The following is a 22,755-nucleotide window of genomic DNA, read 5'->3' on the forward strand; positions in this document are numbered from 1 at the left end:
CCCGGATCAACTCCGCCGCGACCCCGTGACCCACACCGGTCCGGTCAGCAGCCAGATCACCGTGATCACGCCGAGCGAACCGAAGATCCCCATCAGCTGTTCGCGCTGCTCGGCGTCGGCCACGGTGTAGCTCAGCGCCAGGGTGAGCGCGCCCGCGATGGCCGCGGCGCCGAGCCAGCGGGCGAAATCGGCCCACTCCTTGCGGGTGCGTTCGGGCCCGTATTTCGGCACCCGAACCGGTGCGGGGCCGCCGGCGAAGCGGTGGGCGAAGCGCTCGTCCAGCCACCGGATCATGCGCGGTCCGAACATCACCGTGCAGCCGAGGTAGATCCCGGCGATCCGGTGCGCGAACGTCACTTCGCCACCCCGGTGCAGATCGATCGCCACCGCGACCACCAGCACCACGTCCAGCGCCGGGACCAGCGCCAGGGTGACGGTGCTGGCGCGGCGCAACCGCAGCAGGTAGCGCAGAGCCAACCCGCCCACCACCAGCACCCAGAAGCCGATCTCACACCCCGCGATCGTGAGCAGGACCGGATTCGTCAGTTCGTTCATGTACCTCAGGGTGCCGAACCGGGTCCGGGTGACACATCCGGCTTCCGGTCGCGGGCGGGTCCGTCCTTCGGGGGACGTCTACCACCGCCCGATGTGCTGGAATGAGCAGATGCCCACCGTCCGCGCGCCCATGGACCGGCTCGTGGAGGCGTTCGACAGCGCCACCTCCGCGGCCGTCGGGGTCTTCCTCGTCGGGTTGCTGCTGTGGGGAGTCGGTGGCTGGTCCATCGTCGCCGACCGCGATCTCTATCCGCCCGCCGCGAAACTGGCACTGCTGTTCGCCGCCCTCGCCATCCAGCTCACCGCGCAACGCAGGCCCGCCCTCGCATTCGGGCTGATGATCGCGTTGCTGGCAGGCGACTTCGTCTTCGGGCCCTCGTTGCCGCTGTGGATCGCGCTCACCGATGTGATCTTCCTGGCCGTGAGCACCGGGTCGGCCCGTCTGTCGGTGGTGGTCGGCTGGTTCGCGTTCCTGGTGACCGTCGGTGGGGCGCTGCTCGCCCTGGCACTGCTCGGGGTGCGTGCCGGGCTCTACGCCGGTCTGATCGGGGTGGCGCTCACCTGGTCGCCCCTGGGTTACGGCCGGGCCGTGCGAGCCTCCCGGCGGATGGTCGACGCCGAACGCGACGCCGGTCGCGCCGAACTCGCCGCGCGCGACGCCGAACGCTCCGCCGCCATCGGGGAGGAGCGCAGGCGCCTGGCCCGCGATCTGCACGACGCGGTCGCCGGTCACGTCTCGGCCGTCGCCATCCTCGCCGAGGTCGCGCAGCGCGACCCGGGCAATATCGGTGTCCTGCAAACGATCCGGTCGAGCAGCCTGGCCGCCATGGAAGAGATGCGCACCACCATCGAACTGCTCACCGGACCCGATGACAGCGCCGTCACGACCCGGCTGGCCTCGCTGGACGGCCTGATCGAGGCGGCCGAGGCGGCAGGTGGGTCGGTGTCGCTGCGGCGGCCCGACGACCTGTCGATGCCGCTGGCGATCGAGGCCGTGGTCACCCGGATCCTCGGCGAGACCATCACCAACGCGACTAAACACGCACCGGGCGCACCCTTGGACATCGACCTGCGCCGGGAGGGCACGGCATTGGTGGTCGAGGCGAGCAATCCGCTCCGCTCCGAGGCGGCGGCAGGTCACGGAAACGGGTTGCGCAACATGATGTTCCGCGCCGAATCGGTGGACGGCACCGCGACGGCGGGCGCCCGCGACAGCCGGTGGCATGTTCGGGTCCGGATCCCCCTGGAGGCCAGATGACGGTGACCGTGCTGGTGGCCGACGATCACGCCGCGATCCGCGCCGGCCTGAAGATGCTGCTCGAGGCCACCGGCGAGGTGCGGGTGGTCGGTGAAGCGGCCGACGGTGCCGCGGCCGTCCGCCAGGCCAAGGCACTGAGCCCCGACGTCGTCCTGATGGACGTGCGCATGCCCCGCGTCGACGGCCTGGCGGCCACGGCGGCCGTCGTCGCCGAGACCAGCGCCAAAGTCCTGGTCCTCACCACCTTCGCCATCGATGACTACGTGCTCGGCGCGCTGTCGGCAGGCGCCAGCGGGTTCCTGCTGAAATCGGTGGGCGGCGACGACCTGGTCCGCGCCGTCCAAGCGGTGGCCGACGGCGACGCGGTACTCGACCCCAAGGTGACCCGTGCCGTGATCGCCGCCCTCCCACGCACCGAGGAAACCACCCCACCCGACCTCTCGGCCCTCACCGACCGCGAACGGCAGGTGCTGGCCGGTCTCGGCGCCGGCCTGTCCAACATGCAGATCGGCACCCGCCTGCGGATCGGCGAGGCGACGGTGAAAACGCACGTCTCGCGGGTGCTGAGCAAGCTCGGCGTGCAATCACGCGTGCAGGCCGCCGTCATCGCGGCACAGGTCGGTCTCGAATTTCCGTGACGCCATATCGTGCCGTTTGAAACGGGCACGCCGGTTCAATACCCATGTCAGGGCGCCCAGGTGGCCTGCGGAGTGTCGTGCACGCCACCCGACCCGCCTGAGGTTGAATATTCAATAGATCTGGCTCTACCGCGTCACGCGTTCTCGACATCGGCGTCACCACGAACAACCGACGAAGGAGCAACGATCGTGAGCATGATCCTGGCCGCTGTGCACGACACCTATGGCATCGTTCTCGCGCAGGTGGGCAACCCGACGCCGGAGGCGCCGCCCATGGCCGACAAGGTGCTGCAGCTCGGCCGGTACTTCACCTGGATGATCCTGCTGTCCGGCGTCACCGCCATCACCTACGGCGGCGGCCGCTTCGCCTGGGAGAAGTGGAACGGCGGCGGCCTGCAGTCACCCAAGATGATCGCCAGCGCGATGGCGGGCGGCGCGGTCGCCACCAGCGCGGGCACCATCATGAACGCCGTCATCGGAGCCTGACACAACACTGAGGGCCGGAAGCCTCTGTTTCCGGAGAAGAAGCCGACCGTACCGTGGACGGATGGAGTGGTTCCTGATCGGCGTCTGCGTGGTCCTCCTCATCCTGCTCGCCGGCGCCGTTGCCGCGGTGATGATGTGGTTTCGGGCGAAGCGGGAGTGGCGCGCGGAAGCTGTCCGCGCCCGGCGGTATCGACAGACCCGGCCACAGACCGGACACGGCTCCGGGCACGCCGGCTCGTCGAGCGGCCGCAGCTACCCCTCCCCGCCGAGCAGCGGCAGCAGCGGGGGAACCTCCCTGGGCGGCATGATCTGACCTGCTGATTCAGGGCCGGAAGAGTCGCTCGGTCGGAGCGAGCGGGCGCAGGGTTTTCGATACCTGGGCGACCAGTTGCCACGGCCGATCGGTGTCGGTTGAGGCTTTGCCGCTGGTGAGGATCGCGCCGGACAGGCCGCGATCGGGGTCTGCCCACCCGTACTGGGTGGTCAGCCCGCTGCGGCCGAAATGGTGGGTGGTGTCCGGCCCGAATTTGGAACGGCGAGCGCCCAATTCGAAACCAGCCCGGCTGACCCGGCCCGCGAGTCCCGGCATCCGGTCGGCCTGCCCGATCGCGGTGCGTACGGTGTCGGGGTCCATGATCCGCACTCCGTCCAATTCGCCGCCGCGGGCGAGGATCTCGTAGAACCGCGACAGCTCGTACGCGGTGGTCACGAGATTGCCCGAGGGCAGTTCGGCGGTGAGGAAGGCGTCGTTGGTCGCCTTGGAGGCCTTGTCCATCCGCCCGCCGACCGCCTTGTTCGTCAGGAACAGCATCAGCCGGGACGGCGGGGGACCGGTCTTCACGCTCGGCACCACTTTGTCGACATCGGCCGGGTCGACGCCGAAGTTGTTCCACCGGAAACCCAACGGTTCGAGCACCTGCTCGGCGAGATGCTCGCGCATCCTTTTGCCCGTCGCCCGCTGCACGAGCAACCGCTGGACGAGCCCGCTGGTCAGCGCGTGATAGACGCGGAAGCGGCCCGGCGGCCAGCTGGGGACCAGCGCGGTGAGCGCCTCGAGCGCGAGATCCTCGTCGATCACCAGCTCCGCCCCCTGGTACGGCGGGGTGATGAACGGGATGCCCGCCGAATGCGAGAGCACGTCGCCGATGGTGATCACACCCTTGCGGTGCGCCGCGAACTCCGGGATGTAGTCGCACACCGCGTCGTCCGCCGCGAACGCACCCTGCTCGATGAGCATCGACACCACCGTCGCGGCCACGCCCTTGGCGGTCGAGAATCCGCAGAACGGGGTGTCGGGGGTGACGAGGATCTTCTCCGCGTCCGGCTGCTCTCGCGGTGTATTGCCCCAGCCGTGCCCGATGGCTCGATTCAGCACGATCTTGCCGTTGCGGCGCAGACACACCTGGATCGCCGGGGTGGTCCCCATCGAATACCACGCCCGCACCGACGACCACAGTGCCTCGACATCGGCCCGCGATGACCCCGCATCGGCGGGGTCGTCCTCGTGCCCGATCGTCGTCACCGAGTCCAGATCATCGGCAACCTGCACCAATGTGCCAGCGAGTGCGTTCATCGGGCCAGCCTACCGACGCCGGCTACAGTCCCGCCTCCGTCAGCCAGGGCAGCGTGCGCGTCAGAGATCTGCCTGGGCGAAGGGCGCGGTCATCGCCCTGCCTGCTGCCTCGGTGGAGGACATGACCGGTGCGGAGCGAGTACATCTGATCGAGGACGCGAAGGACAAGGAGTGCTGGCGCGGCCTCGACCGACATCGCCGGGTGCGCGGTTTCCTGGCGTTCGTATCGGCCGATACCACCCGCGGTGAGCGAGCAGTCGGCGCGGCGCAGGTCGACGAGTTGGTGGCGACCACCGTCGCCGCCTGCGCCACCGTCGACCAGCCGGGCAACGTCGGCCGACGTGGGGGGTTGTCAGGCGACAGCGTCGGCCGGGAGCGCGTCGGCACCGGGAGTCCGGCCCGCCGCTGTGACCGCCCGACGGGCGTACGCGCGGACGTCGGCGTCGGGGTCTTCTACCGCGGACTCGAGGGCGTCGAGCGCAGTGCCGCTGTCCGGCCAGGTGGACAGTGACAGGACCGCTGCCTTGCGGACATCGAGGTGGCGATCGGACAACGCCGCGCGCAGCGGTTCCACCGCAAGGTCCGGGCTGGCACCCGCTAGGCCCTTGGCGGCGCCGACGCGCACCTGCCAGGCCGAGTGGCCCAGGGCCGCAACCAGTTCGGTGAGGTCGTCGGTGCCGAGGGCGGCATAGGCGGTGAGCGCGGCCGCACGGACCAGGGGGTCCGGGTCGGTGACCAGTGTCCGGATCACTTCGTGTCCACCCGCGCCGATCGAGGCCAGCCCTTGGGCGACCGCGATGCGCACCTCCCGGTTGGCGTCACCGGCGATCGAGGCGACGGCGTCGGCGTCGTCGAGCGAGACAAGCGCCCGCACCGCTTCGATCCGCACCCGGTGATCCGGATCGCGTAGTGCCGCACGGAATGCCGTGGCGGACCCGGCCCGTAGCGCACGCAACAGGTCGACGACCGTGGCGCGCACCAGCGGATCCGGGGAGCTGAGGTATTCCGCCAGCGCACCGGGCCCCGGCAGCACCTCCACCAGTTCCCGCAAGCTCTCGGTGGCGGCCCGGCGCACCGATGCGCCCTCGTCACCGAGGGCGCGCACCAACTCGTCGGCGAAACCGTCGGGGGTGTTCTCGGTGAGCACCGACAGCGCCGCGACACGGACGACCGGATCAGGATCGGTCAGGAAGCTCGAAACATCTTCGAGTACAGGCGAATCCAGCGCCAGCAGGGTGACCAGCCGGGGCGAGGACGGCGACACCGGCGCGGCTACGGTGCGGGCAGGCGCCGCACGCTGAGGTGCCCGGGTGCCGACCAGTTCCGGCTGGGCGATCACCTCGACGATCGGCTCGGCCGACGGCACGTCGTCGAGGCCGGGCACCGGCACCAGATAGGGCGCCACCGACCGTTTGACGAACTCCATCTCCCCGTCGGCGGTCTTGCGCAGATTCAGGTGGAAATTCCACGACTCGTCGTCGCGGTCTGGCAGGTCGGCGCGATCGTGGTAGAGCCCCCACCGCGATTCCGTGCGCGTCAGCGAACTGCGCGAGGCCATCTCGGCGCAGTCGCGGATGAACTGGACCTCCACCGCGCGCATCAGCTCGTGCGGTGTGGTCGCACCGATCCCGTCGACCTCGGCGCGCATCCGCTCGAAGGTCTCCACCGCGATCGACAGTTTCGCCGCCGTCTTCGGTGGCGCCACGTAGTCGTTCACGAACCGGCGCAGCTTGTACTCGACCTGGGTCTGCGGCGGACCCTCGGGCTGCCGCAACGGGCGGTAGACGAGTTCGTGTGCCTCGGCGAGCTGATCGACGGGCAGCGAACTCGGTGCCTCGACCTCGGCCAGCGTGGACGCCGCGTGCGCACCCGCGAGGTCGCCGTAGACGAACGCGCCGATCATGTAGTTGTGCGGCACGCACGCCAGGTCACCGGCCGCATACAACCCGGGCACCGTGGTGCGCGCGTTCTCGTCCACCCACACACCCGACGCCGAATGGCCACTGCACAAACCGATTTCGGAGATGTGCATCTCGATGTCGTGGGTGCGGTAGTCGTGACCGCGGTTGGCGTGGAACGTCCCGCGAGTGGGGCGTTCGGTCGTGTGCAGGATCGATTCGAGGGTGGACAGCGTCTCGTCGGGCAGGTGCGACACCTTGAGATAGATGGGGCCGCGCGCGGATTCGATCTCCTGCTTCACTTCGGCCATCATCTGGCCCGACCAGTAGTCCGAGTCCACGAACCGTTCACCCTCGGCATTGACCTGATAGCCGCCGAACGGGTTGGCCACATACGCGCAGGCCGGGCCGTTGTAATCCTTGATCAGCGGGTTGATCTGAAAGCACTCGATGCCGGAGAGTTCGGCGCCGGCGTGATAGGCCATTGAGTACCCGTCGCCCGCATTGGTCGGGTTCTCGTAGGTGCCGTAGAGGTAACCCGAGGCAGGCAGCCCGAGCCTGCCGCACGGACCCGTCGCCAGGATCACCGCTTTCGCCGCCACCTCGACGAATTCGCCGGTGCGCGTATTCAACGCGGCCGCACCGACCGCGCGGCCCTCGGCGGTCAGCACCCGCACCGGCATGAGCCGGTTCTCGATCCGGATCCGCTCCCGCATTTTGCGCTGACGCAGCACCCGGTACAGCGCCTTCTTCACGTCCTTGCCCTCGGGCATCGGCAACACATACGAGCCCGAGCGGTGCACCCGACGTACCGCGTATTCGCCGTACTCGTCCTTCTCGAACTTCACCCCGTAGCGTTCGAGTCGCTGCACCATGGCGAAACCTCTTGTCGCCGTTTGATACACGGTGCGCTGGTCGACGATGCCGTCGTTGGCGCGGGTGATCTCGGCGACGTAGTCCTCCGGTTCGGCCTTGCCGGGGATGACGGCGTTGTTCACGCCGTCCATTCCCATGGCCAGCGCACCGGAGTGGCGCACATGCGCTTTCTCGAGCAGCAGCACGTTCGCACCGGATTCGGCGGCGGTGAGCGCGGCCATGGTGCCCGCCGTTCCGCCACCGATCACGAGCACATCGCAGTCGAGGCGGACGCGGTCGTCCAGATCGGGAATGTTCACAGCGACTCCAGGATTCGGGACCTCAGCGCGCTCCGGTCGACCGGTTCGCGCGGGTCGGGGACCTCGACGACCGCCCGCAGCGTGCCCGCGCCGAGCACGGCGATCCGGTCGGCGAGGCGCAGCGCTTCGTCGAGGTCGTGGGTGACGAAAACGATCGTGGTGGGATGTGCGCGCCAGGTGTCGACGAGCAGGCGCTGCATCTCGGCGCGGGTCTGGCTGTCGAGCGCGCCGAAGGGCTCGTCCATCAGCACCGCGCGCGGCGAACCGGCCAGGCTGCGGGCGAGTTGCACACGCTGACGCATCCCGCCCGACAGATCGCGAGGCAGGTATTCGGCGTGCCCGGTGAGCCCGACCTCGCCGAGCCAGCGCAACGCCTGTTCCCGGCGCTCCGCTCGCGCGACACCGCGAAGACGCAGCGCCAGTTCGACATTGGCGCGAGCCGTGCGCCACGGCAGCAGCGCGTCGTCCTGGAAGACCAGTGCCCGGTCCGCCGACGGCCGGGTGACGACATCACCGTCGGCCCGGATCGTCCCCCCGCTCGGCTCGCGCAGTCCGGCGATCGCACGCAGCAGGGTGGACTTGCCGCAGCCGGACTTGCCGACCAGGACGAGGATCTCCCCGGCACCGATCGACAGATCCAGTTCGCGGACAACGGTTCTGGTGCCGTAGCCGACGCGCACCGATTCCAGATCGAGGCGCATGCCGGTCGAGACGGCGGTGGCGATGGTCATGAGGCGACCTCTCTCGGCAGCCAGCGGGTGGCCCGCCGGCCGGCCAGTTCGACGATTCCGGAGGTGAGGAAGCCGAGCACGCCGATGGTGATCATGCCGACGAACACGGCCGGGTAGTCCACGATGGTGTAGGACTGCCAGGTGCGGTAGCCGATACCGAGGCGACCGGAGATCATCTCCGCGGAGATCAGGCAGATCCAGGCCACCCCCATACCCACCGACAATCCGCTGAACACGCCGGGCAGGATCCCGGGTACCACCACCCTGGTGAGCACCTCACGCCGCGACGCGCCGAGGGTGCGGACCGCGTCCTCCCAGATGGTCGGCAACGCGCGCGTCGCGTGCCGGGTGCTCACCAGTACCGGGAACAACGAGGCGGTGAAGGTGATGAAGACGATGCCCGACTCGTCGCTGGGAAACAGCAGGATCGCCACCGGGACCAGCGCGATCGCCGGAATCGGCCGCACCAGTTCGGCCAGCGGACCGAACACATCGGCCAGCAACCGCGACCGGCCAAGGCCGATGCCCGCCAGCACCCCGACGACCGCGGCCAGCCCGAACCCGGTGACGATCCGGATCAGCGACTGCGCCACATCCAGGTAGTACTGTCCGCTGCCCAGGTGCTCCCCGAATTCGGCGACGATCTCGGTCACCGTCGGCAGGGTGTCGAACCGCAGTCCGGCCCGCACATCGCCTGCGGTGAGCACCTGCCACAACCCGATCGCCGCCACCACCGACCCGACCCGGATCAACCGCGAAGTCCACCCCGAGGAGTCGGCGGTGGTTACGTCACTTCCAGTGGTTGACAGTGTGCCGACCGGCGTTTCCGGCGATGCGGGAGCCGCCGTGGCCTCGATGGTCGGGGTGGGTGCCGCGGCAGCGCGGGCGGTGGGGGTCATCCGCGGACCTCCGTGACGGCCTGGTCGTAGGTGACAGCGGTGGCCGCCGGGTGGGTACCCCGATACCGGTCGGCTGCGGCCTGGGTGGTGAAGGGCAGGTACCGGGTGCCCTCACGCAACCAGATCGCCTTGTCCGCGAACCAGCGGGTGCCCAGCTCGGCATCGGGAACATACGCCGCGCGAACGGTCTTGCCCTGCGCCTCGGCGGCTTGGACTGCCCGCAGCAGGCAGTCGGGATTCGCGGCGGGCTGCGGTTTGTCGGCGCCCTCGACCCACACCTCGCCGGCCAGGGCCGGATCAGTCACGGGCACAGCGCACACCGGGTCGGTGCCGGTGACCTTGCTGGGGTTGGTCGACTCGGCCAGGGTCGCGTCGTAATCGCGGCCGGTCTCGGCGAATGCCTGCCGCAGCGGCCCGTCCTCGACGAACGCGTCGATGTCGAGGTCGGCGAAGTCACCGATCGACTTCAGATAGTTCACGTCGTCCTTGAACGCCGCGATCAGCTTCGCCTTGAGGGTCGTGTCGAAGCTCGTGCCGCCGGGTCCGTTGTAGAGGTACACGACCTCCTGCGGCAGCCCGGACCCCTTCGCGACGAGATCCGCGGCCTCGAACGGCTTTTCGTTGAGGAAGGCGGTCGCGTCCAGCTGTGCGGCCAGGAACGCCTGCAGCACTTCGGGATGCTCGGCCGCGTACGCCCGCCGGGCGACCACCCCGTGGAAAGTCGGCACATTCAGCTCGGCACCGTCGTAGAGCAGCTTGGCCTTGTTCTGCTGCACCAGCAGACCCGGCCAGGCCACGAACTGCGACAGCGCGCTCACCTGATGCGATTCCAGTGCCGTCGCTCCGACCTGGGGTTGCTGGTTGAGCACCTCCACGCCCTTCGCCGGATCGATTCCCGCCCGGCTCAGCGCCTGCACCAGGGTGCCGTGACCCGCCGAACCCACACTGGCCGAGATCTTCTGCCCGGCCAGGTCGGTCAGCGAGCGCGCAGGCGAATCCTGCGGCACCACAACCATGTTCAGCGCACCCTTGGGGTTGTAGCCGGTGATCGACACCAGCTCGGTGCGGGAACGCTCGGCGGCCTGGGTGCGTGAGCCGTTGATAAGCAACGGGTAGTCACCCATCGACCCGATATCGATCTTCTCCGCCACCATCTGGGCGGTGATCGGCGCACCGGTGTCGTAGTCCTGCCACTCCACCTGATACTTCGCGCCACCCGCGTCGGTGATCTGCTGCAGCCGCCGTTCGAGATAGCCCTGTGCGCGCAGCAGCGTGCCCGCGGTGACGGTGTTGATGGTCTTGGACTGATAGCCGATGACAACCTTGACGGTGCCTGCCGGTGCGGCGGTGGAACTTTCGAGTGAGCACCCGGCCGCGGCGAGGGCGACGGCAAGGGCGACGGGCAGCAAACGAGTGATCTTCATGCGTGGGGTTCCCGGGTTCAGCGGAGCAGGTAGGGCATGTTGACGGTGACGGCGCCGGTGGGGCAGCGTGCGGCGCACGGGCCGCAGTACCAGCACTCGTCGACATGCATGTAGGCCTTGCCCGAATCCTCGTGAATGGCAAGGGAATCGAGTGGGCACATGTCGACGCACAACGTGCAGCCGGTGATGCACAGGGATTCGTCGATCGTCACGGGGACGTCGGCGCGCTGGGGTACGAGGGCCATCTAACGGACCTTCCATTCGGGTGCGCTGCGCACGAGGCTGCCGCGCATGGTGATTCGATCGCCGCGCATGCGGATGTATTCGAGATCGACGGGTCTGCCGTCGTCGAGGCGGGTGAGTCGCTCGAGCATCAGCAGCGGAGCACCGGCCGGGGCGTCGAGGGTGACGGCGGTGTGCGGGTCGGCGGCCACCGCCTCGAGGGCGATCTCGGCGTCACCGAGCGAGCGGCCGGTGATCTGCTCGAGCAGGACGAACACATCGGTGCTCGCGAGATCGTGGGCCAGCACCTCGGCGCCGATGTCCGGGACCAGGTAGGTGAGGTCCAGGCTCAGCGGCAGGTCGGCGAGGAAGCGCAGCCGCTCGATGTAGACCACCTGCTCGCCCGGTGTGAGCCCGAGCTTGCGGGCCACGGCGGGCGGCGCGGTGACGGTGCCCGCCACGCGCACTTCGTTGCGCACCGTGCCGTGCTCGGCGAGGGTTTCCTGCAAACCGAGCAGCACGTCGAGTCCGTGGTCGAACTTGCGGGCCGCCACCCGGGTGCCCACCTTCGGGGCACGGTCGATGAGTCCCTCGTCGCGCAGCAGCGCCAGCGCCGCGCGGACGGTGTTGCGGGAGGCGCCGTGTTCGGCGGCCAACTCCTGCTCGCCGGGCACCGTGCCGTCGAGCACGCCCGACAGGATCTGGTGGCGCACCACGTCGGCGACGCGACGGGCCCGATCGGCGCGCCGGTCGTGCCCCGGCTCTTTGGTGCCTGTTCTCTCGCTGACCTGCATGAACAGCGACGATAGTGGCGATTACGCCGGTGCCCGCGGCGCGCGGATCGGCACGAAATCGTGCCGATGTGTTTGCGCCGGGTGGCTACTCGCGCGACCTGCGCGAACCCGGCCCGCTCCGGGTATTGCGCCACCCGGCGCCACTAGGACGGCCTTGGAATCAGGCCGATCGTAATGTCAGGGCTGGCCCGGCTTGAGCACGATGAACAGGCCGCTGGCCTCGGCGCAGAGGCGGTCACCGTCGTGCATGGTCGCCTTCAGGTACACCTTGCGGCCGTCGCGCCGTTCGGCATGGGCGCGCACGGTGAGTTCGTGCTCGAGCGGGGTGACAGACCGGTAGTCGACGGTGAGCGAGGCCGTGCGGGTCACCGCGCCGGTGGCCAGGGCGGCGGTCATGCCGAGGATGTCGTCGAAGGCGAGCGAGATGTGCCCGCCGTGCGCGGCCTGATTGCCGCCCAGATGGAAGGTACGGAAGGTGACCTTCGCGGTCACCCCGTCGCGGTCACCGCTGACCACCGTGTACGGCGGCAGGGTGATGTTGCCGCGCGCGGGTAGATCGGTGCGCGTCCAGCTCGGCGAGGACCACTCGTCGACCACGGCCTCGTCCAAGCGGGCATTGAGCTGCTCGAGTGCGACGATCGTCTCCTTGGCCAGCTCGTCGGACGGGTTCGCCAGTCGCGCGCGGTCCATCAGCTCGCGCACCTGCTCGATGAACTCGCCGTAGTGCGGTCCGCCGATCAGGGTGTCGCTTTCGCTCGCGCGCGCTTCGATGAGCTCGGCCATCGGCCGGAAGCCGCCCTCGTGATGCGTCTGGTCGGGCCGCGAGTCGCCGACGTTCTTCTCGTCCATATGCAACACGTTATCGTTTCCGAGCTGGGCGTTCGCGCGGGGGACCGCCGCCGGTCGGTTAGGCTCGATGCCGATCATCATCGACGGCGAGAGGCTTGGCATGAGTATCGCGGCGGTTGTGTTCGACATGGACGGTGTGCTGATCGACTCCGAGCCCGTCTGGGAAAAGGTCCGCAAAGATTACGTCACCGTCAATGGTGGTCGCTGGCAACCGGATTCGCAGCAGCGCATGATGGGCATGTCGACCGTGGAGTGGTCGTCGTATCTGGCCGACGACCTCGGTGTCGCTCAACCGGCCGACAAGGTCGCCGCCGACGTCATCGATCTGATGGCCGACGAGTACGCCCAGCACCTGCCGCTGCTGCCCGGCGCTGTCGACGCCGTGCGGCGCTGCGCGGATTCCTGGAAGCTCGGGCTCGCCAGTTCTTCTCCTGCCTCCCTGATCGCGCTCGTCTTGGAGAAGGCGGGGTTGATGCAGAGTTTCGCGGTCGTGCTGTCCACCGAGGAGGTGGGACGCGGCAAGCCCGCGCCCGACGTGTACCTCACCGTCGCACAGCGGTTGGGAGTCGACCCGAACCACTGTACGGCGGTGGAGGATTCGACCAACGGTCTGCGATCCGCGCACGCTGCGGGGATGCGGGTGATCGCGGTGCCGCGCCCCGAATTTCCGGCCTCGGCCGAGGCACTCGCCCAGGCCGAGGTGGTCATCGACGGTCTCGATCAGCTCACCGCCGACGTGATCACCGGTTGATCAGAAACTGCCGGTGACACCGTCGATGCGTTCGCGCAGCAGGTCGGCGTGCCCGTTGTGGCGGGCGTACTCCTCGATCATGTGCAGATACACCCAGCGCAGCGTGTAGCCGTCGGAGCGCCACGGCACCTGGAACACATGGTCGAGGGGGAGGTCGGCGACCGCGGCGTCGCAGGCGGCGACTTCGGCGTGGAACAGGTCGAAGACCTCCGGTGCCGGGCGCGAGTCCAGGTCGTCGAAGTCGGCGTCGGGTTCGAGTTCGGAGGCGTACACCGGGCCGATGTCCTCGCCGGCGGCCGAGACCCGGAACCAGCCGCGTTCGACCTCGGTGAGATGACGAACCAGCCCGAGCAGCGACAGATTCGACGGCGGAACCGAACGTTTCGCCAGCTGCGCCGCATCTAGCCCACCGCATTTGTTGAGCAACGTCTGACGGTGGAAGTCCAACCAGGACTGCAACATCGGGCGTTCGTCGGCGCCGACCAGGGTGCGGGTCGGCACGAGTTCGGGCGCCTGCCAGGTCATGGGTGCGAGGCTAGTCGCCGTCGTCCGATCGCGCAGTCCGATTACCGCGACGATGCCGGTCACGGGTCTCGGCGCGCAGTCCGGCACACTGGCCGGATGGGTGCCGAGCATGTCGACCAGCCCGAGGTCGTGGTCCACGTCGGTGACGGTTCGGGCGCGCCACGCGCCGTCGACCCCGCCCGGCCCGGGGCCGACGCCGTGAACCCGGCCCCCGACCACCCTTTCCTCCTGCTCACCCGGGGACCGGACCACATCCAGGCCCGCTACCTGCCCGACGGCACCTACGAGATCGAACACATCGCGGGCACCGACCACCGTCACCTGTTCACCACCGACGCGGTGCTGGTGCGCGATGTCGTCTGGTCCTGGATCCAGCGCGACACCTGGTGGTCGGACACCGTCGCCTGGACGACCGTCGACCCCGCCCTCGCCGAAATCGACGCCCTCCGCGCCGAACTCACCGACATGCTCGACGGCATGTCGCTGCTCGACAGCGTCGCCGACGACCTCGACGCGGCGCTCGCCCGAGCCGACGAACTACTTACCGCCGAACCGGATTTCGACGACGGGTGACGGCGGAAAGGTCGCCGCGGTGACGAACCCGCGGCGACCCTCCCGTCAGTCCTCGTCGCCCTCGCACCAGTCGTCGAACGCCTCGAACTCGGCCTCGAACTGGGGTGGGACGGAGTCTTCGACCGCGTCCTCGATGGGATCCCACACCCGGTTGCAGTTCTCCGGTGCAGGTGGCCAGGACTCGATGTACTGGACCAGCGGGGTCTTCGGCGCTTCGGGTTCCTCGGCGTTCGCCACTGCGGCCGAGCTCAGCGCGAAGGCACCCGCGACGGCCACGGCGGTGACGACCCGGTAACCAGCTCTCACAACATCCTCCTGTCTTCGACGGCACTCCATGCCGGCTCGATTCTGCCTCCGCCTTACCCACCGACCGCTCGTCCAAGCACGCCGGCGCTGTCGTGTCGCGACATAAGACACGCTTATGTGCTCGTCGTGGATCAGGATCTACCCGGGAATGCGCGGCCCGGCGATGGTGGGAAGGTGAATCGCGTAGGAACTGTCGTGCCGGGCCTGGCCCTGGCACTGCTGCTGGCCGCCGTCGCCACCCCGGTGGGCAAGGCGCTGCCGATGGCCGGAGCGCCGGTGGTGGCCCTGATCGCCGGTGCGGTGACCGGAATGTGGATGCGGCGCCGGGGGAGTGCGAGGTTCGAGCCGGGCCTCGACGTGGCCAGGCAGCGGGTGCTCGGGTGGGCCATCGTGCTGATCGGTCTCGGTCTGCCGATGGGTTCGGTGCTCGGTGTGGGGCGTGAGACCGCTGTCGTACTGGTCGGCACCCTCGTCGCCGGTGCCGTCGCCGCGTTCGTCGTCGGGCGGATGCTCGCCGTGGATCGTGAGTCGGCCACTCTGATCGCCGCCGGGTCGACCATCTGCGGTGCCTCCGCCATCGCGGCCGCGACGGCGGTGCTCCGACCCGATCGGCAACGGGTGGCCTACGCGCTCGGCACCATCTTCGTCTTCAATGTCGTTGCGGTACTCGTCTATCCGCCGCTGGGCCGGGCGATCGGGATGTCGCCGCAGGCGTTCGGCCTCTGGGCGGGCACCGCCATCAACGACACCTCCTCGGTGCTGGCCGCCGGTGTGGTGTTCGGGGCGGGCGCCGCGCAATTCGCCGTCGTGGTGAAGCTGGTCCGCAGTCTGGCGATCGTCCCGCTCTGCCTCGGCCTGCATCTGGGGCGCCGACGGCTGGCCGAGCGAACGGGCACATCGCCCGGCTCCCTGCGCGAGAGCTTCCCGTTGTTCGTCGTGATGTTCGTGGCGGCCTCCATTGTCGCCGCCACCGGGATCCTGCCCTCGGCTCTCACCGAGCCACTCGCCGCGACGAGTGGCTGGTTGATCACCGCCGTCCTGGCCGCCATCGGTACGTCCCTGAGCCTGGACCGCCTGCGGTCCGCGGGTCCACGTCCGCTGCTCCTCGGCGGCGCCATCGGTGTGGTGCTCGGCACCTCGAGCCTGGCGCTGATGGCGCTCACCGGCTGGTGCTGAAACCTGAGGTCAGGTGCGCAATCGCCGCCCGGGCGAGATCATCGTGGTTTGCTGGAGAGGTGCGCACACGAAGCCGGATCGCCGCCGCCGCCCTCGGCGCCATGCTGTGGGGCGAGTGGGTGAACTGGCGTGCGTCCCGAACCGAGACGCGCCCCGACACCGGCGGATCGGAAGCGGTGGTCGTGCTCGGATACCGCAACGCCGGTCGCAGCGCCAACGCCATGAACCGATGGCGAGTGCGCGCGGGTCTGCGTTCCCTCGACCCAGGGGCGAGCGAATCGCGGCTGGTCCTGTGCGGCGGTGCCTGCGCGGGGCCCGACACCGAGGCATCGCTGCTGGCCCGCTACGCACGCGAACGCGGGTACACCGGAGAGCTCGTGCTCGAGGAGAACAGCCGATCCACCTGGGAGAACATCGCCTTCGCCCTCCCGTTCCTGAAGGACGTCGATCGGATCAAGATCGTCTCCCTGCCCACGCACGCCGCCGTCGCACGCCGCTATCTCGCGGAGCAGAGTCCCGAGCTCGCCACCCGTCTGGTGCGCGGACGCGACTACCGATTCGGGGAATGGATGCCGCTCAAACCGGTGATCGCGCTCTACGGGGTCGCGAAGAACCTGCGCCGCACACCGGTGACCGGTGCGTGATGCTGCCACCGGGAACCCCCGACCTCGACGTTCTCGATCTGCTGGTGTCGGTCGCCGAGCTGGGTAGTCTCGGCGCCGCCGCGCGCCGACACGGCATCACCCAGCCCGCCGCGAGCATGCGCATCAGCGCCCTGGAACGACGAATGCGGGTCAAACTGCTCGACCGCGGGCCGACCGGGTCGGAACTCACGGACGCGGGCCGCGCCGTCGTCGAGCACGCGCGCCCGGTGCTCGCGGCCGTGCGCGACCTCGTCGACGACATCGACCGGCTGCGAGCCGCCCAGGCCACGCGCCTGCGGATCGCCGCATCGAAAACCATTGCCGATCATCGCATTCCGCATTGGCTGGCGGCCTTGCGCACCGACCACCCCGAGGTCGTCGTCGCCCTGGACGTCGAGAATTCCACACAGGTCGCCGCCCTGGTCCGCGACGGCGCCGCCGACGTGGGTTTCGTCGAGGGTCCGCACCCGCCCGCCGGGCTGGGCAGCCGGGTGCTCGGCGCCGACGAACTGGTCGTCGTCGTGGCGCGTGATCACCCGTGGGCGCGCCGGAAGTCCCCCGTGACGCTCGCCGAGCTCGCCGGCACCGCCCTGCTCTGGCGTGAACCCGGCTCCGGTACCCGCGACACCGTCTGGGACCTGCTCAGCAGCGAGGGCGCACCGGCGGGCCCGGCCGCCGAACTCGGCTCGGCAGCGGCCATCGTCGCCGCCGCGCGAACCGGGATGGCCCCGGCGGTACTGAGCCGCCTGATCGCCGCACCCGACCTGGCCACCGGTGCCCTGGTCGAGGTCTCCTCGACCGATGCCACTCGCCTCACCCGCAAGTTCCGGGCGATCTGGCGGCGTACCAGCCCACCGACCGGCCCCGCCGAGCTCCTCGTCGAGCGCGCCGCCCGCCTCGAAGCGGCCCGCCGCTAGCGAATTCGGCCGGTGTGTACCGCTCGGTCCAGCGAAATGGTGCGTCGTCGGCGCGGACAGCTCTAGGCTGTATTCGCTACACACTGTGGAGGTTGGATCTATGACGGTCGACATCGTGACCGAACCGGCGACGGAGGAACTGTGGACCGGATCGGCCCGGCCGGCCGGGGCACCGCCCACGTCGATGATCGAGCGGATGACACTCATCCTCGACGCCTTCGACGCGACCACCCCGACCCTCACTCTGCTCGGTCTGGCCGAGCGCACCGGCCTGCCCAGGTCAACGGTGCATCGCATCCTCGATCAGATGATCCGATTGCGTTGGCTCGCACACACTCCCGGCGGTTACCGCCTCGGGCTGCGAGTGCTCGAACTCGGCGGACTCGCCGCCGAGCACAACGAACTGCGTGAAGTGGTCGGCCCGCTGCTCTACGACCTCAGCCAGCGCACCGGCCTGGTCGGGCACCTCGCCGTGCTCGACGGCCGCGAGGTGCTGTTCCTCGACCGCGCGGGCAGGCGCGGGCAGGTGGCGATCCCCACCCGCATCGGCGGCCGGTTGCCTGCGCACTGTACGGCCCTCGGCAAAGCGCTGCTGGCCACGCTCGAACCCGGCATCGCCGAGGCTTCACTGCGCGGCAACACCGTCGCCCGCACGGCCCGCACCATCATCGACCGGGTGGAACTGCACCGAGAACTGGCCCGCATCCGGCACCGTCAGGGCGTTGCCGTCGACACCGAGGAATCACTGCCCGGCGTGGGCTGTGTCGCGGTGCCGATCCGTGGCCGAGGGGTAGCGGTAGCCGCGATTTCGTTGTCGGGCACCGTGAACGGCGACCGCGCCGCCCTCGACACCGCTCGCCTGGCGCGCGCCCTCGCCGAGGTAGCCAACGAGGCATCGCGCGCGCTGACACCCCGGCACGGGCGCGGCTGACTAACTCCGGCGCGCCATCGCCCGGCCCGCGGCGCGGCCGGAGAAGATGCAGCCGCCGAGGAACGTGCCCTCGAGCGCGTTGTACCCGTGCACACCGCCACCGCCGAACCCGGCGACCTCACCAGCGGCGTACAGGCCGTCGAACACCGAACCGTCCGGGCGCAGCACCTGCGAGTCGAGGTCGGTCTGCAAGCCGCCCAACGTCTTGCGGGTCAGCACATTGAGCCGCACCGCGATCAGCGGGCCGTGGGCCGGATCGAGGATGCGATGCGGGGAGACCACCCGCTGCAACTTGTCGCCGATGTACTTGCGGGCGGCGGTGATCGCCGCGATCTGCGCGTCCTTGGTGAAGGGGTTGGTCACCTCGCGATCGCGAGCGACGATCTGCCGTTCCAGTTCGGCGGCATCGAGCTTGGGGCCGCGCGCGATCTCGTTCATGCCGTCCACCAGGGCGGGGAGCGAGTCGGCGACCACGAAGTCCACACCGTGCTGCTTGAACGCCTCGACCGGACCCGGTGCACCCTTGGCCAGGCGGCTGCGCAGCGTGAGCTTCCAGTCCTTGCCGGTGATGTCGGGGTTCTGCTCCGAGCCGGAGAGGGCGAACTCCTTCTCGATGATGGTCTGGTTCAGCACGAACCAGGAGTAGTCGTAGCCGGTCGACAGGATCTGGCGCATCGTGGCATTGGTGTCGAAGCCGGGGAAGCACGGTGCGGGCATGCGTCGGCCGTTCGCGTCGAACCACAGCGGCGAGGGACCGGGCAGGATGCGGATGGCGTGATCGGGCCACACCGGGTCCCAGTTGTTGATGCCCTCGGTGTAGTGCCACATGCGATCACGGTTCACCAGCGCCGCGCCCGCGCTCTCGGAGATGCCGAGCATCCGCCCGTCGACGTAGGCGGGTACGCCCGAGATCATCGTCTCCGGGCACGGGCCGAGGCGCTCGGTCGGCCAGTTGCGTCGGATGATGTCGTGCGCGTGCCCGATGCCGCCTGTGCTCACCAGCACCGCCGGCGCCTGGAAGTCGAAGTCGCCAACCACTTCCCGGTTCGAGGCGACACCACGCTCGGTGTCGCTCGGCGCGAGCACGCTGCCGCGCACACCGGTGACCGCGCCGTCGGTGACCACCAGTTCGTCGACCCGGTGGCGGAACGCGAACCGCACCAGGCCCTTGGCCTCACCGGCCAGCACGGGCTCGAGGAACACCCGCAGGACCTCCGGACCGGTACCCCAGGTGAGGTGGAAACGGGGAACCGAATTGCCGTGGCCGTCGGCGAGGGAACCGCCGCGTTCGGCCCAGCCGACGATCGGTGTGATGCGTAAACCCAAGGCGTGCAGGTAGTCCCGCTTCTCGTCGGTCGCGAAGCGCACGTAGGCGCGTGCCCACTCCACGGCCATGCTGTCCTCGCCGTCGAGGCGATCGAAACCGGCCGACCCCATCCAGTCCTGCAGGGCGAGGTCGTAGGAATCCTTGATGCCGAGGCGGCGCTGCTCGGGGGTGTCGACCAGGAACAGCCCACCCAGCGACCAGAACGCCTGTCCGCCCAGATTGGCGCGGTTCTCCTGATCGACCACGAGCACCTTGCGTCCGGCCAGCACCAGCTCGTGGGTGGCGACCAGGCCCGCGAGCCCGGAGCCGACCACGATCGCGTCGGGGGAGAAATCATCGGTGGGCTGGGGTGCTGCGCTCGACATGTAGGAAAGCTAGCATTGCTGCGACGGTGACCGGGGGGAGTCCTGGAATTCACCTGACCAGCGAAGTTCACCGAAGAAAGGTTCGAGAAACCATGAAGGTCCGGATCCGCGCGGGCGCCGCCGTGCTCGCGCTCGCCGTGCTGGCGTCCCTCGGCGCCACCTCTTGTGGCAAGTCACGCTGGTGCGAACGCGACCTCGGCGATGTGCACGTGGCCGACTCCTACTGCGAGAAGAACACCCCCGGCTACGAGTGGGAACCCGACAACGACAAGCCGAAGTACAAAAAGAAGTCCAAGAAGAAGTAAATTTCCTTGGCGGCCCTGTGCCGCAGGCGATCCGAGACGCAACCGTGGCGCAAGGGATGCGCAACGCATGCCGTGCCGATGCCGTTGACCGGGTATTCCACCTCTGAGCACGCCGAATGCCGTTGAGGCAGACGGTAACTGCTCGGTTCTCTATTCCTCACAACGGCGTGAGCAGGTGGTCCCCATGGCCTATCGGAAGGTAATGCGTATCGGTTGGAAGCGCACAGCGACAATGCTGTCGGTGTTGCTTCTCGCCACGGGAATCGGTTCGGCGATATCGCCCGGACCTACGGCGTGGGCACAGGGTTGTGCCGCGGTGGACGTCGTAATCGCCCGTGGCACAACAGAGCCCGGATATCTAGGGGCCGCCGTCGGGGACCCGCTCTACGCGGTCCTGCGCGAGCACCTGGCAGTGGACTCCAGTGCGCACCGTGTGGAATATCCCGCCGATCTGTTGGTGCCGTCCTCGGTGAGCGACGGAACCCGCGCCATGACCGGGCATCTCGTCGCCCGCTCGGCCGCCTGCCCCGACCAGCGTTTCATTCTGGTCGGCTATTCACAGGGTGCGGTGGTCACCCACGGTGTGCTGGGTTCGCCTGCCGCACTGGTGCTCCCGGGCATGTGGACCCTCCCGCCCGAGCTGTCACACCGTGTCCTCGCGGTGCTGCTGTTCGGCGACCCACTCCGCCTCGTCGGCGGAACGGTCCACCCGTGGTACGCGGATCGCACGCAGAACTATTGCGCCGCAGGTGATCCGGTGTGCGCGGGCGGCATCTTCCCCGCCGCTCACGGCACCTACGAATGGGCCTTCGCCGACGCGGCGGGACAGGTGAACGCCCGGCTGTGAAGTCGACCGCCGGGGTCGGCGACCGGTGGTCCAGAATCGGGAGATGGCGAGCGAGAACATGATGCTGATCCACGATCCCGAGTTGCTGGAGCAGGGGGAGCGGGTGCTGGGCGAGGAGTTCCGGGCGATGCACGAGCGGGTGCTCGCGGTGACCGCGATGACTTCCCGGCTCAACGCGTTGCCCTTCGACGACGAAACGAGAAAGGCGGAACTGCTCGAGCAGATCCTCGGGCGTCCGCTGCCCCCGAAACTCACCATCTACCCGCCCTTCTACACCGACCATGGACTCGGTCTCGACATCGGGGAACGGGTCTTCGTCAACCAGGGATGCACGTTCCTCGACTACGCGGGGATCCGGCTGGGCTCCGGGGTGATGATCGGTCCCAAGGCCACCTTCATCACCATGGGGCACCCGGTCGACCCCGAGGAACGGCGCCGGTTTCTCACCGGCGGGCCGATCGATGTGGCCGAGAATGTCTGGATCGGCGCCGGGGCGACAATTCTGCCCGGCGTCAGTATCGGACGCGACTCGGTGATCGCGGCCGGCGCGGTGGTCGGTGACGACGTGCCGGAGCGGAGCCTGGTGGCCGGTCCCAAGGCGTCGGTCCTACGCACGTGGTGACACCGGCATTCGCGGACGGAAAGTGACCGCGAGGGCTTCTATCGTGCGGTTATGGGAAATCGAACGAAGAGGATCGTGGTCACCACTCCCGCGGGGCATGTGGGGTCGCGGGTGGTGCGGCTGTTGGTGCAGGCGGGAGTTCGGCCGCGGGTGCTGATGCGGCACCCGGGGCGGCTCGACGATGCGGTTCGGGAGCTGGTCGACGTGGTGCAGGTCGACCAGGGGGACGCGGACGCCGTGGTGCGGGCCACCGAGGGGGCCGATCGGTTGTTCTGGGTCGACCCACCTGCGCTGGTGGACGGTGATCCGGTAGCCGGTTACGCGCTGATGGGCGCCTCGGCGGCGCGGGCCGTAGTCGAGAACGGCATCGAGAAGACGGTGTTCCTCAGCAGCGGGGGAGCCGAGAAACGTACCGGCGCAGGAGAGATCGACGGGCTCGCACGCACCGAGGAGCTTCTCGACGCCACCGGTGCGGATGTGCTGCATCTGCGATGCGGGTACTTCTTCACGAACCTGCTGCCCCAACTCGACGAGATCCAAGCGGGCACGCTGTCCACGCCGTGGCAGCTGGACCATGCCATGCCGTGGGTCGATCCGCGCGATATCGGTGAGGTCGCCGCGCTGCGCTTGCTGTCCGACGACTGGTCGGGCCGGGTAGTCCAGGCGGTCCACGGACCCGAGGATCTCACCTTCGCGCGCGTGGCCGAGATCCTCGGCGCACAACTCGGGCGCGACGTCACCCCGATCCACCTCTCCGACCGGGAGTTCCGGAACGCCCTGCGATCAGCGGGGCTCGGTGACGGCCAGATCGACGGAATCGCCGGAATGGCAGCGGGTCTCAGCACGGACTACATCCCGGAGGACCCCCGAACCCTGCTCACCACCACGCCGACGACTTTGGCCGAGTGGGTTTGCCGTCAGCTGCGCTGATCACCCCGGGTTGTCCCGCCCCCACACGACGTGG

The 22,755-nt window shown here is 69.0% G+C and carries 26 protein-coding genes; 14 read left to right on the top strand and 12 right to left on the bottom strand.

The window, feature by feature from the left end:
* Positions 1 to 6: 6 nt before the first annotated feature.
* Positions 7 to 555 (bottom strand): hypothetical protein, encoded by a 549-nt coding sequence (locus LDL21_RS08800; RefSeq protein ID WP_181697424.1) that lies wholly within the window; start codon positions 553 to 555, stop codon positions 7 to 9.
* A gap of 109 nt (positions 556 to 664) precedes the next feature.
* Here LDL21_RS08800 and LDL21_RS08805 point away from each other — a divergent pair, with 109 nt between their 5' ends.
* From LDL21_RS08805 to LDL21_RS08820, 4 genes are all read left to right on the top strand, one after another.
* On the top strand, positions 665 to 1,813 hold the full coding sequence (locus tag LDL21_RS08805; protein ID WP_225279563.1) for a sensor histidine kinase: 1,149 nt from the start codon (positions 665 to 667) through the stop codon (positions 1,811 to 1,813).
* A complete protein-coding gene (locus LDL21_RS08810; protein WP_181697425.1) occupies positions 1,810 to 2,451 on the top strand; it encodes a response regulator in 642 nt (213 codons plus the stop codon). Before LDL21_RS08805 ends, LDL21_RS08810 begins: the two co-directional genes overlap by 4 nt.
* Positions 2,452 to 2,646: 195 nt before the next feature.
* A complete protein-coding gene (locus LDL21_RS08815) occupies positions 2,647 to 2,937 on the top strand; it encodes a hypothetical protein (RefSeq protein ID WP_174550258.1) in 291 nt (96 codons plus the stop codon).
* Between the two features lie 61 nt (positions 2,938 to 2,998).
* On the top strand, positions 2,999 to 3,250 hold the full coding sequence (locus LDL21_RS08820) for a hypothetical protein (protein ID WP_225279564.1): 252 nt from the start codon (positions 2,999 to 3,001) through the stop codon (positions 3,248 to 3,250).
* A 9-nt stretch (positions 3,251 to 3,259) separates the two neighbouring features.
* Here LDL21_RS08820 and LDL21_RS08825 read toward each other — a convergent pair whose 3' ends face one another.
* The 8 genes from LDL21_RS08825 to LDL21_RS08860 form a co-directional block, all read right to left on the bottom strand.
* Positions 3,260 to 4,510, bottom strand: coding sequence for a serine hydrolase (locus tag LDL21_RS08825; protein ID WP_225279565.1), 1,251 nt, complete (start codon positions 4,508 to 4,510; stop codon positions 3,260 to 3,262).
* A 352-nt stretch (positions 4,511 to 4,862) separates the two neighbouring features.
* Positions 4,863 to 7,583 carry a fumarate reductase/succinate dehydrogenase flavoprotein subunit gene (locus LDL21_RS08830; protein ID WP_225279566.1) on the bottom strand — a complete coding sequence of 907 codons (2,721 nt, stop codon included), beginning with the start codon at positions 7,581 to 7,583 and terminating at the stop codon, positions 4,863 to 4,865.
* Complete coding sequence (locus LDL21_RS08835; RefSeq protein ID WP_225279567.1) at positions 7,580 to 8,314, bottom strand: ABC transporter ATP-binding protein; 735 nt, start codon at positions 8,312 to 8,314, stop codon at positions 7,580 to 7,582. The genes LDL21_RS08830 and LDL21_RS08835 overlap by 4 nt, the downstream gene beginning before the upstream one ends.
* Positions 8,311 to 9,213, bottom strand: coding sequence for an ABC transporter permease (locus tag LDL21_RS08840; protein WP_225279568.1), 903 nt, complete (start codon positions 9,211 to 9,213; stop codon positions 8,311 to 8,313). The genes LDL21_RS08835 and LDL21_RS08840 overlap by 4 nt, the downstream gene beginning before the upstream one ends.
* Complete coding sequence (locus LDL21_RS08845) at positions 9,210 to 10,637, bottom strand: ABC transporter substrate-binding protein (protein WP_225279569.1); 1,428 nt, start codon at positions 10,635 to 10,637, stop codon at positions 9,210 to 9,212. The genes LDL21_RS08840 and LDL21_RS08845 overlap by 4 nt, the downstream gene beginning before the upstream one ends.
* Positions 10,638 to 10,654: 17 nt before the next feature.
* Positions 10,655 to 10,882 carry a 4Fe-4S dicluster domain-containing protein gene (locus tag LDL21_RS08850; protein WP_019046727.1) on the bottom strand — a complete coding sequence of 76 codons (228 nt, stop codon included), beginning with the start codon at positions 10,880 to 10,882 and terminating at the stop codon, positions 10,655 to 10,657.
* Positions 10,883 to 11,653 (bottom strand): GntR family transcriptional regulator, encoded by a 771-nt coding sequence (locus tag LDL21_RS08855; RefSeq protein WP_225279570.1) that lies wholly within the window; start codon positions 11,651 to 11,653, stop codon positions 10,883 to 10,885.
* A 177-nt stretch (positions 11,654 to 11,830) separates the two neighbouring features.
* Positions 11,831 to 12,502 (bottom strand): PaaI family thioesterase, encoded by a 672-nt coding sequence (locus LDL21_RS08860; protein ID WP_225279571.1) that lies wholly within the window; start codon positions 12,500 to 12,502, stop codon positions 11,831 to 11,833.
* Between the two features lie 67 nt (positions 12,503 to 12,569).
* On the opposite strand from LDL21_RS08860, the gene LDL21_RS08865 reads away from it, so the two are divergent.
* Positions 12,570 to 13,253, top strand: a complete 684-nt coding sequence (locus LDL21_RS08865; RefSeq protein ID WP_308017120.1) for an HAD family hydrolase — start codon at positions 12,570 to 12,572, stop codon at positions 13,251 to 13,253.
* Here the strand turns inward: LDL21_RS08865 and LDL21_RS08870 are convergent, their stop codons facing one another.
* Positions 13,254 to 13,778: a DinB family protein gene (locus tag LDL21_RS08870; RefSeq protein ID WP_225279572.1), complete on the bottom strand. Its 525-nt coding sequence runs from the start codon at positions 13,776 to 13,778 to the stop codon at positions 13,254 to 13,256.
* A gap of 96 nt (positions 13,779 to 13,874) precedes the next feature.
* Here LDL21_RS08870 and LDL21_RS08875 point away from each other — a divergent pair, with 96 nt between their 5' ends.
* Entirely contained in the window at positions 13,875 to 14,351 is a 477-nt protein-coding gene (locus LDL21_RS08875; RefSeq protein WP_225279573.1) for a hypothetical protein, read from the top strand.
* A 45-nt stretch (positions 14,352 to 14,396) separates the two neighbouring features.
* Here the strand turns inward: LDL21_RS08875 and LDL21_RS08880 are convergent, their stop codons facing one another.
* Positions 14,397 to 14,657 (bottom strand): hypothetical protein, encoded by a 261-nt coding sequence (locus LDL21_RS08880; RefSeq protein WP_225279574.1) that lies wholly within the window; start codon positions 14,655 to 14,657, stop codon positions 14,397 to 14,399.
* Positions 14,658 to 14,831: 174 nt separating this feature from the next.
* Between LDL21_RS08880 and LDL21_RS08885 the strand changes: the two genes are divergently transcribed.
* The 4 genes from LDL21_RS08885 (at position 14,832) to LDL21_RS08900 (ending at position 18,325) form a co-directional block, all read left to right on the top strand.
* Positions 14,832 to 15,833: a YeiH family protein gene (locus LDL21_RS08885; protein WP_225279575.1), complete on the top strand. Its 1,002-nt coding sequence runs from the start codon at positions 14,832 to 14,834 to the stop codon at positions 15,831 to 15,833.
* Between the two features lie 59 nt (positions 15,834 to 15,892).
* Positions 15,893 to 16,477, top strand: a complete 585-nt coding sequence (locus LDL21_RS08890) for a YdcF family protein (RefSeq protein ID WP_225279576.1) — start codon at positions 15,893 to 15,895, stop codon at positions 16,475 to 16,477.
* Entirely contained in the window at positions 16,474 to 17,394 is a 921-nt protein-coding gene (locus LDL21_RS08895) for a LysR family transcriptional regulator (protein ID WP_225279577.1), read from the top strand. Before LDL21_RS08890 ends, LDL21_RS08895 begins: the two co-directional genes overlap by 4 nt.
* Positions 17,395 to 17,494: 100 nt before the next feature.
* Positions 17,495 to 18,325, top strand: a complete 831-nt coding sequence (locus tag LDL21_RS08900) for an IclR family transcriptional regulator (protein WP_181697438.1) — start codon at positions 17,495 to 17,497, stop codon at positions 18,323 to 18,325.
* Here the strand turns inward: LDL21_RS08900 and LDL21_RS08905 are convergent, their stop codons facing one another.
* On the bottom strand, positions 18,326 to 20,017 hold the full coding sequence (locus LDL21_RS08905) for an FAD-binding dehydrogenase (RefSeq protein WP_225279578.1): 1,692 nt from the start codon (positions 20,015 to 20,017) through the stop codon (positions 18,326 to 18,328). It abuts the gene before it with no gap.
* A gap of 92 nt (positions 20,018 to 20,109) precedes the next feature.
* On the opposite strand from LDL21_RS08905, the gene LDL21_RS08910 reads away from it, so the two are divergent.
* From LDL21_RS08910 to LDL21_RS08925, 4 genes are all read left to right on the top strand, one after another.
* Positions 20,110 to 20,322, top strand: coding sequence for a hypothetical protein (locus LDL21_RS08910; protein WP_067488734.1), 213 nt, complete (start codon positions 20,110 to 20,112; stop codon positions 20,320 to 20,322).
* A gap of 316 nt (positions 20,323 to 20,638) precedes the next feature.
* Positions 20,639 to 21,169, top strand: a complete 531-nt coding sequence (locus LDL21_RS08915; RefSeq protein WP_308017121.1) for a cutinase family protein — start codon at positions 20,639 to 20,641, stop codon at positions 21,167 to 21,169.
* A gap of 43 nt (positions 21,170 to 21,212) precedes the next feature.
* Positions 21,213 to 21,791 carry a sugar O-acetyltransferase gene (locus tag LDL21_RS08920; protein ID WP_225279579.1) on the top strand — a complete coding sequence of 193 codons (579 nt, stop codon included), beginning with the start codon at positions 21,213 to 21,215 and terminating at the stop codon, positions 21,789 to 21,791.
* 51 nt (positions 21,792 to 21,842) lie between these two features.
* The gene (locus LDL21_RS08925; protein WP_225279580.1) at positions 21,843 to 22,721 is read left to right on the top strand and encodes an NmrA family NAD(P)-binding protein; all 879 of its coding nucleotides are present in this window, start codon (positions 21,843 to 21,845) and stop codon (positions 22,719 to 22,721) included.
* Positions 22,722 to 22,755: the final 34 nt, after the last annotated feature.

It is taken from the genome of Nocardia rosealba, from assembly GCF_020216065.1.
GTDB lineage: Bacteria > Actinomycetota > Actinomycetes > Mycobacteriales > Mycobacteriaceae > Nocardia > Nocardia rosealba.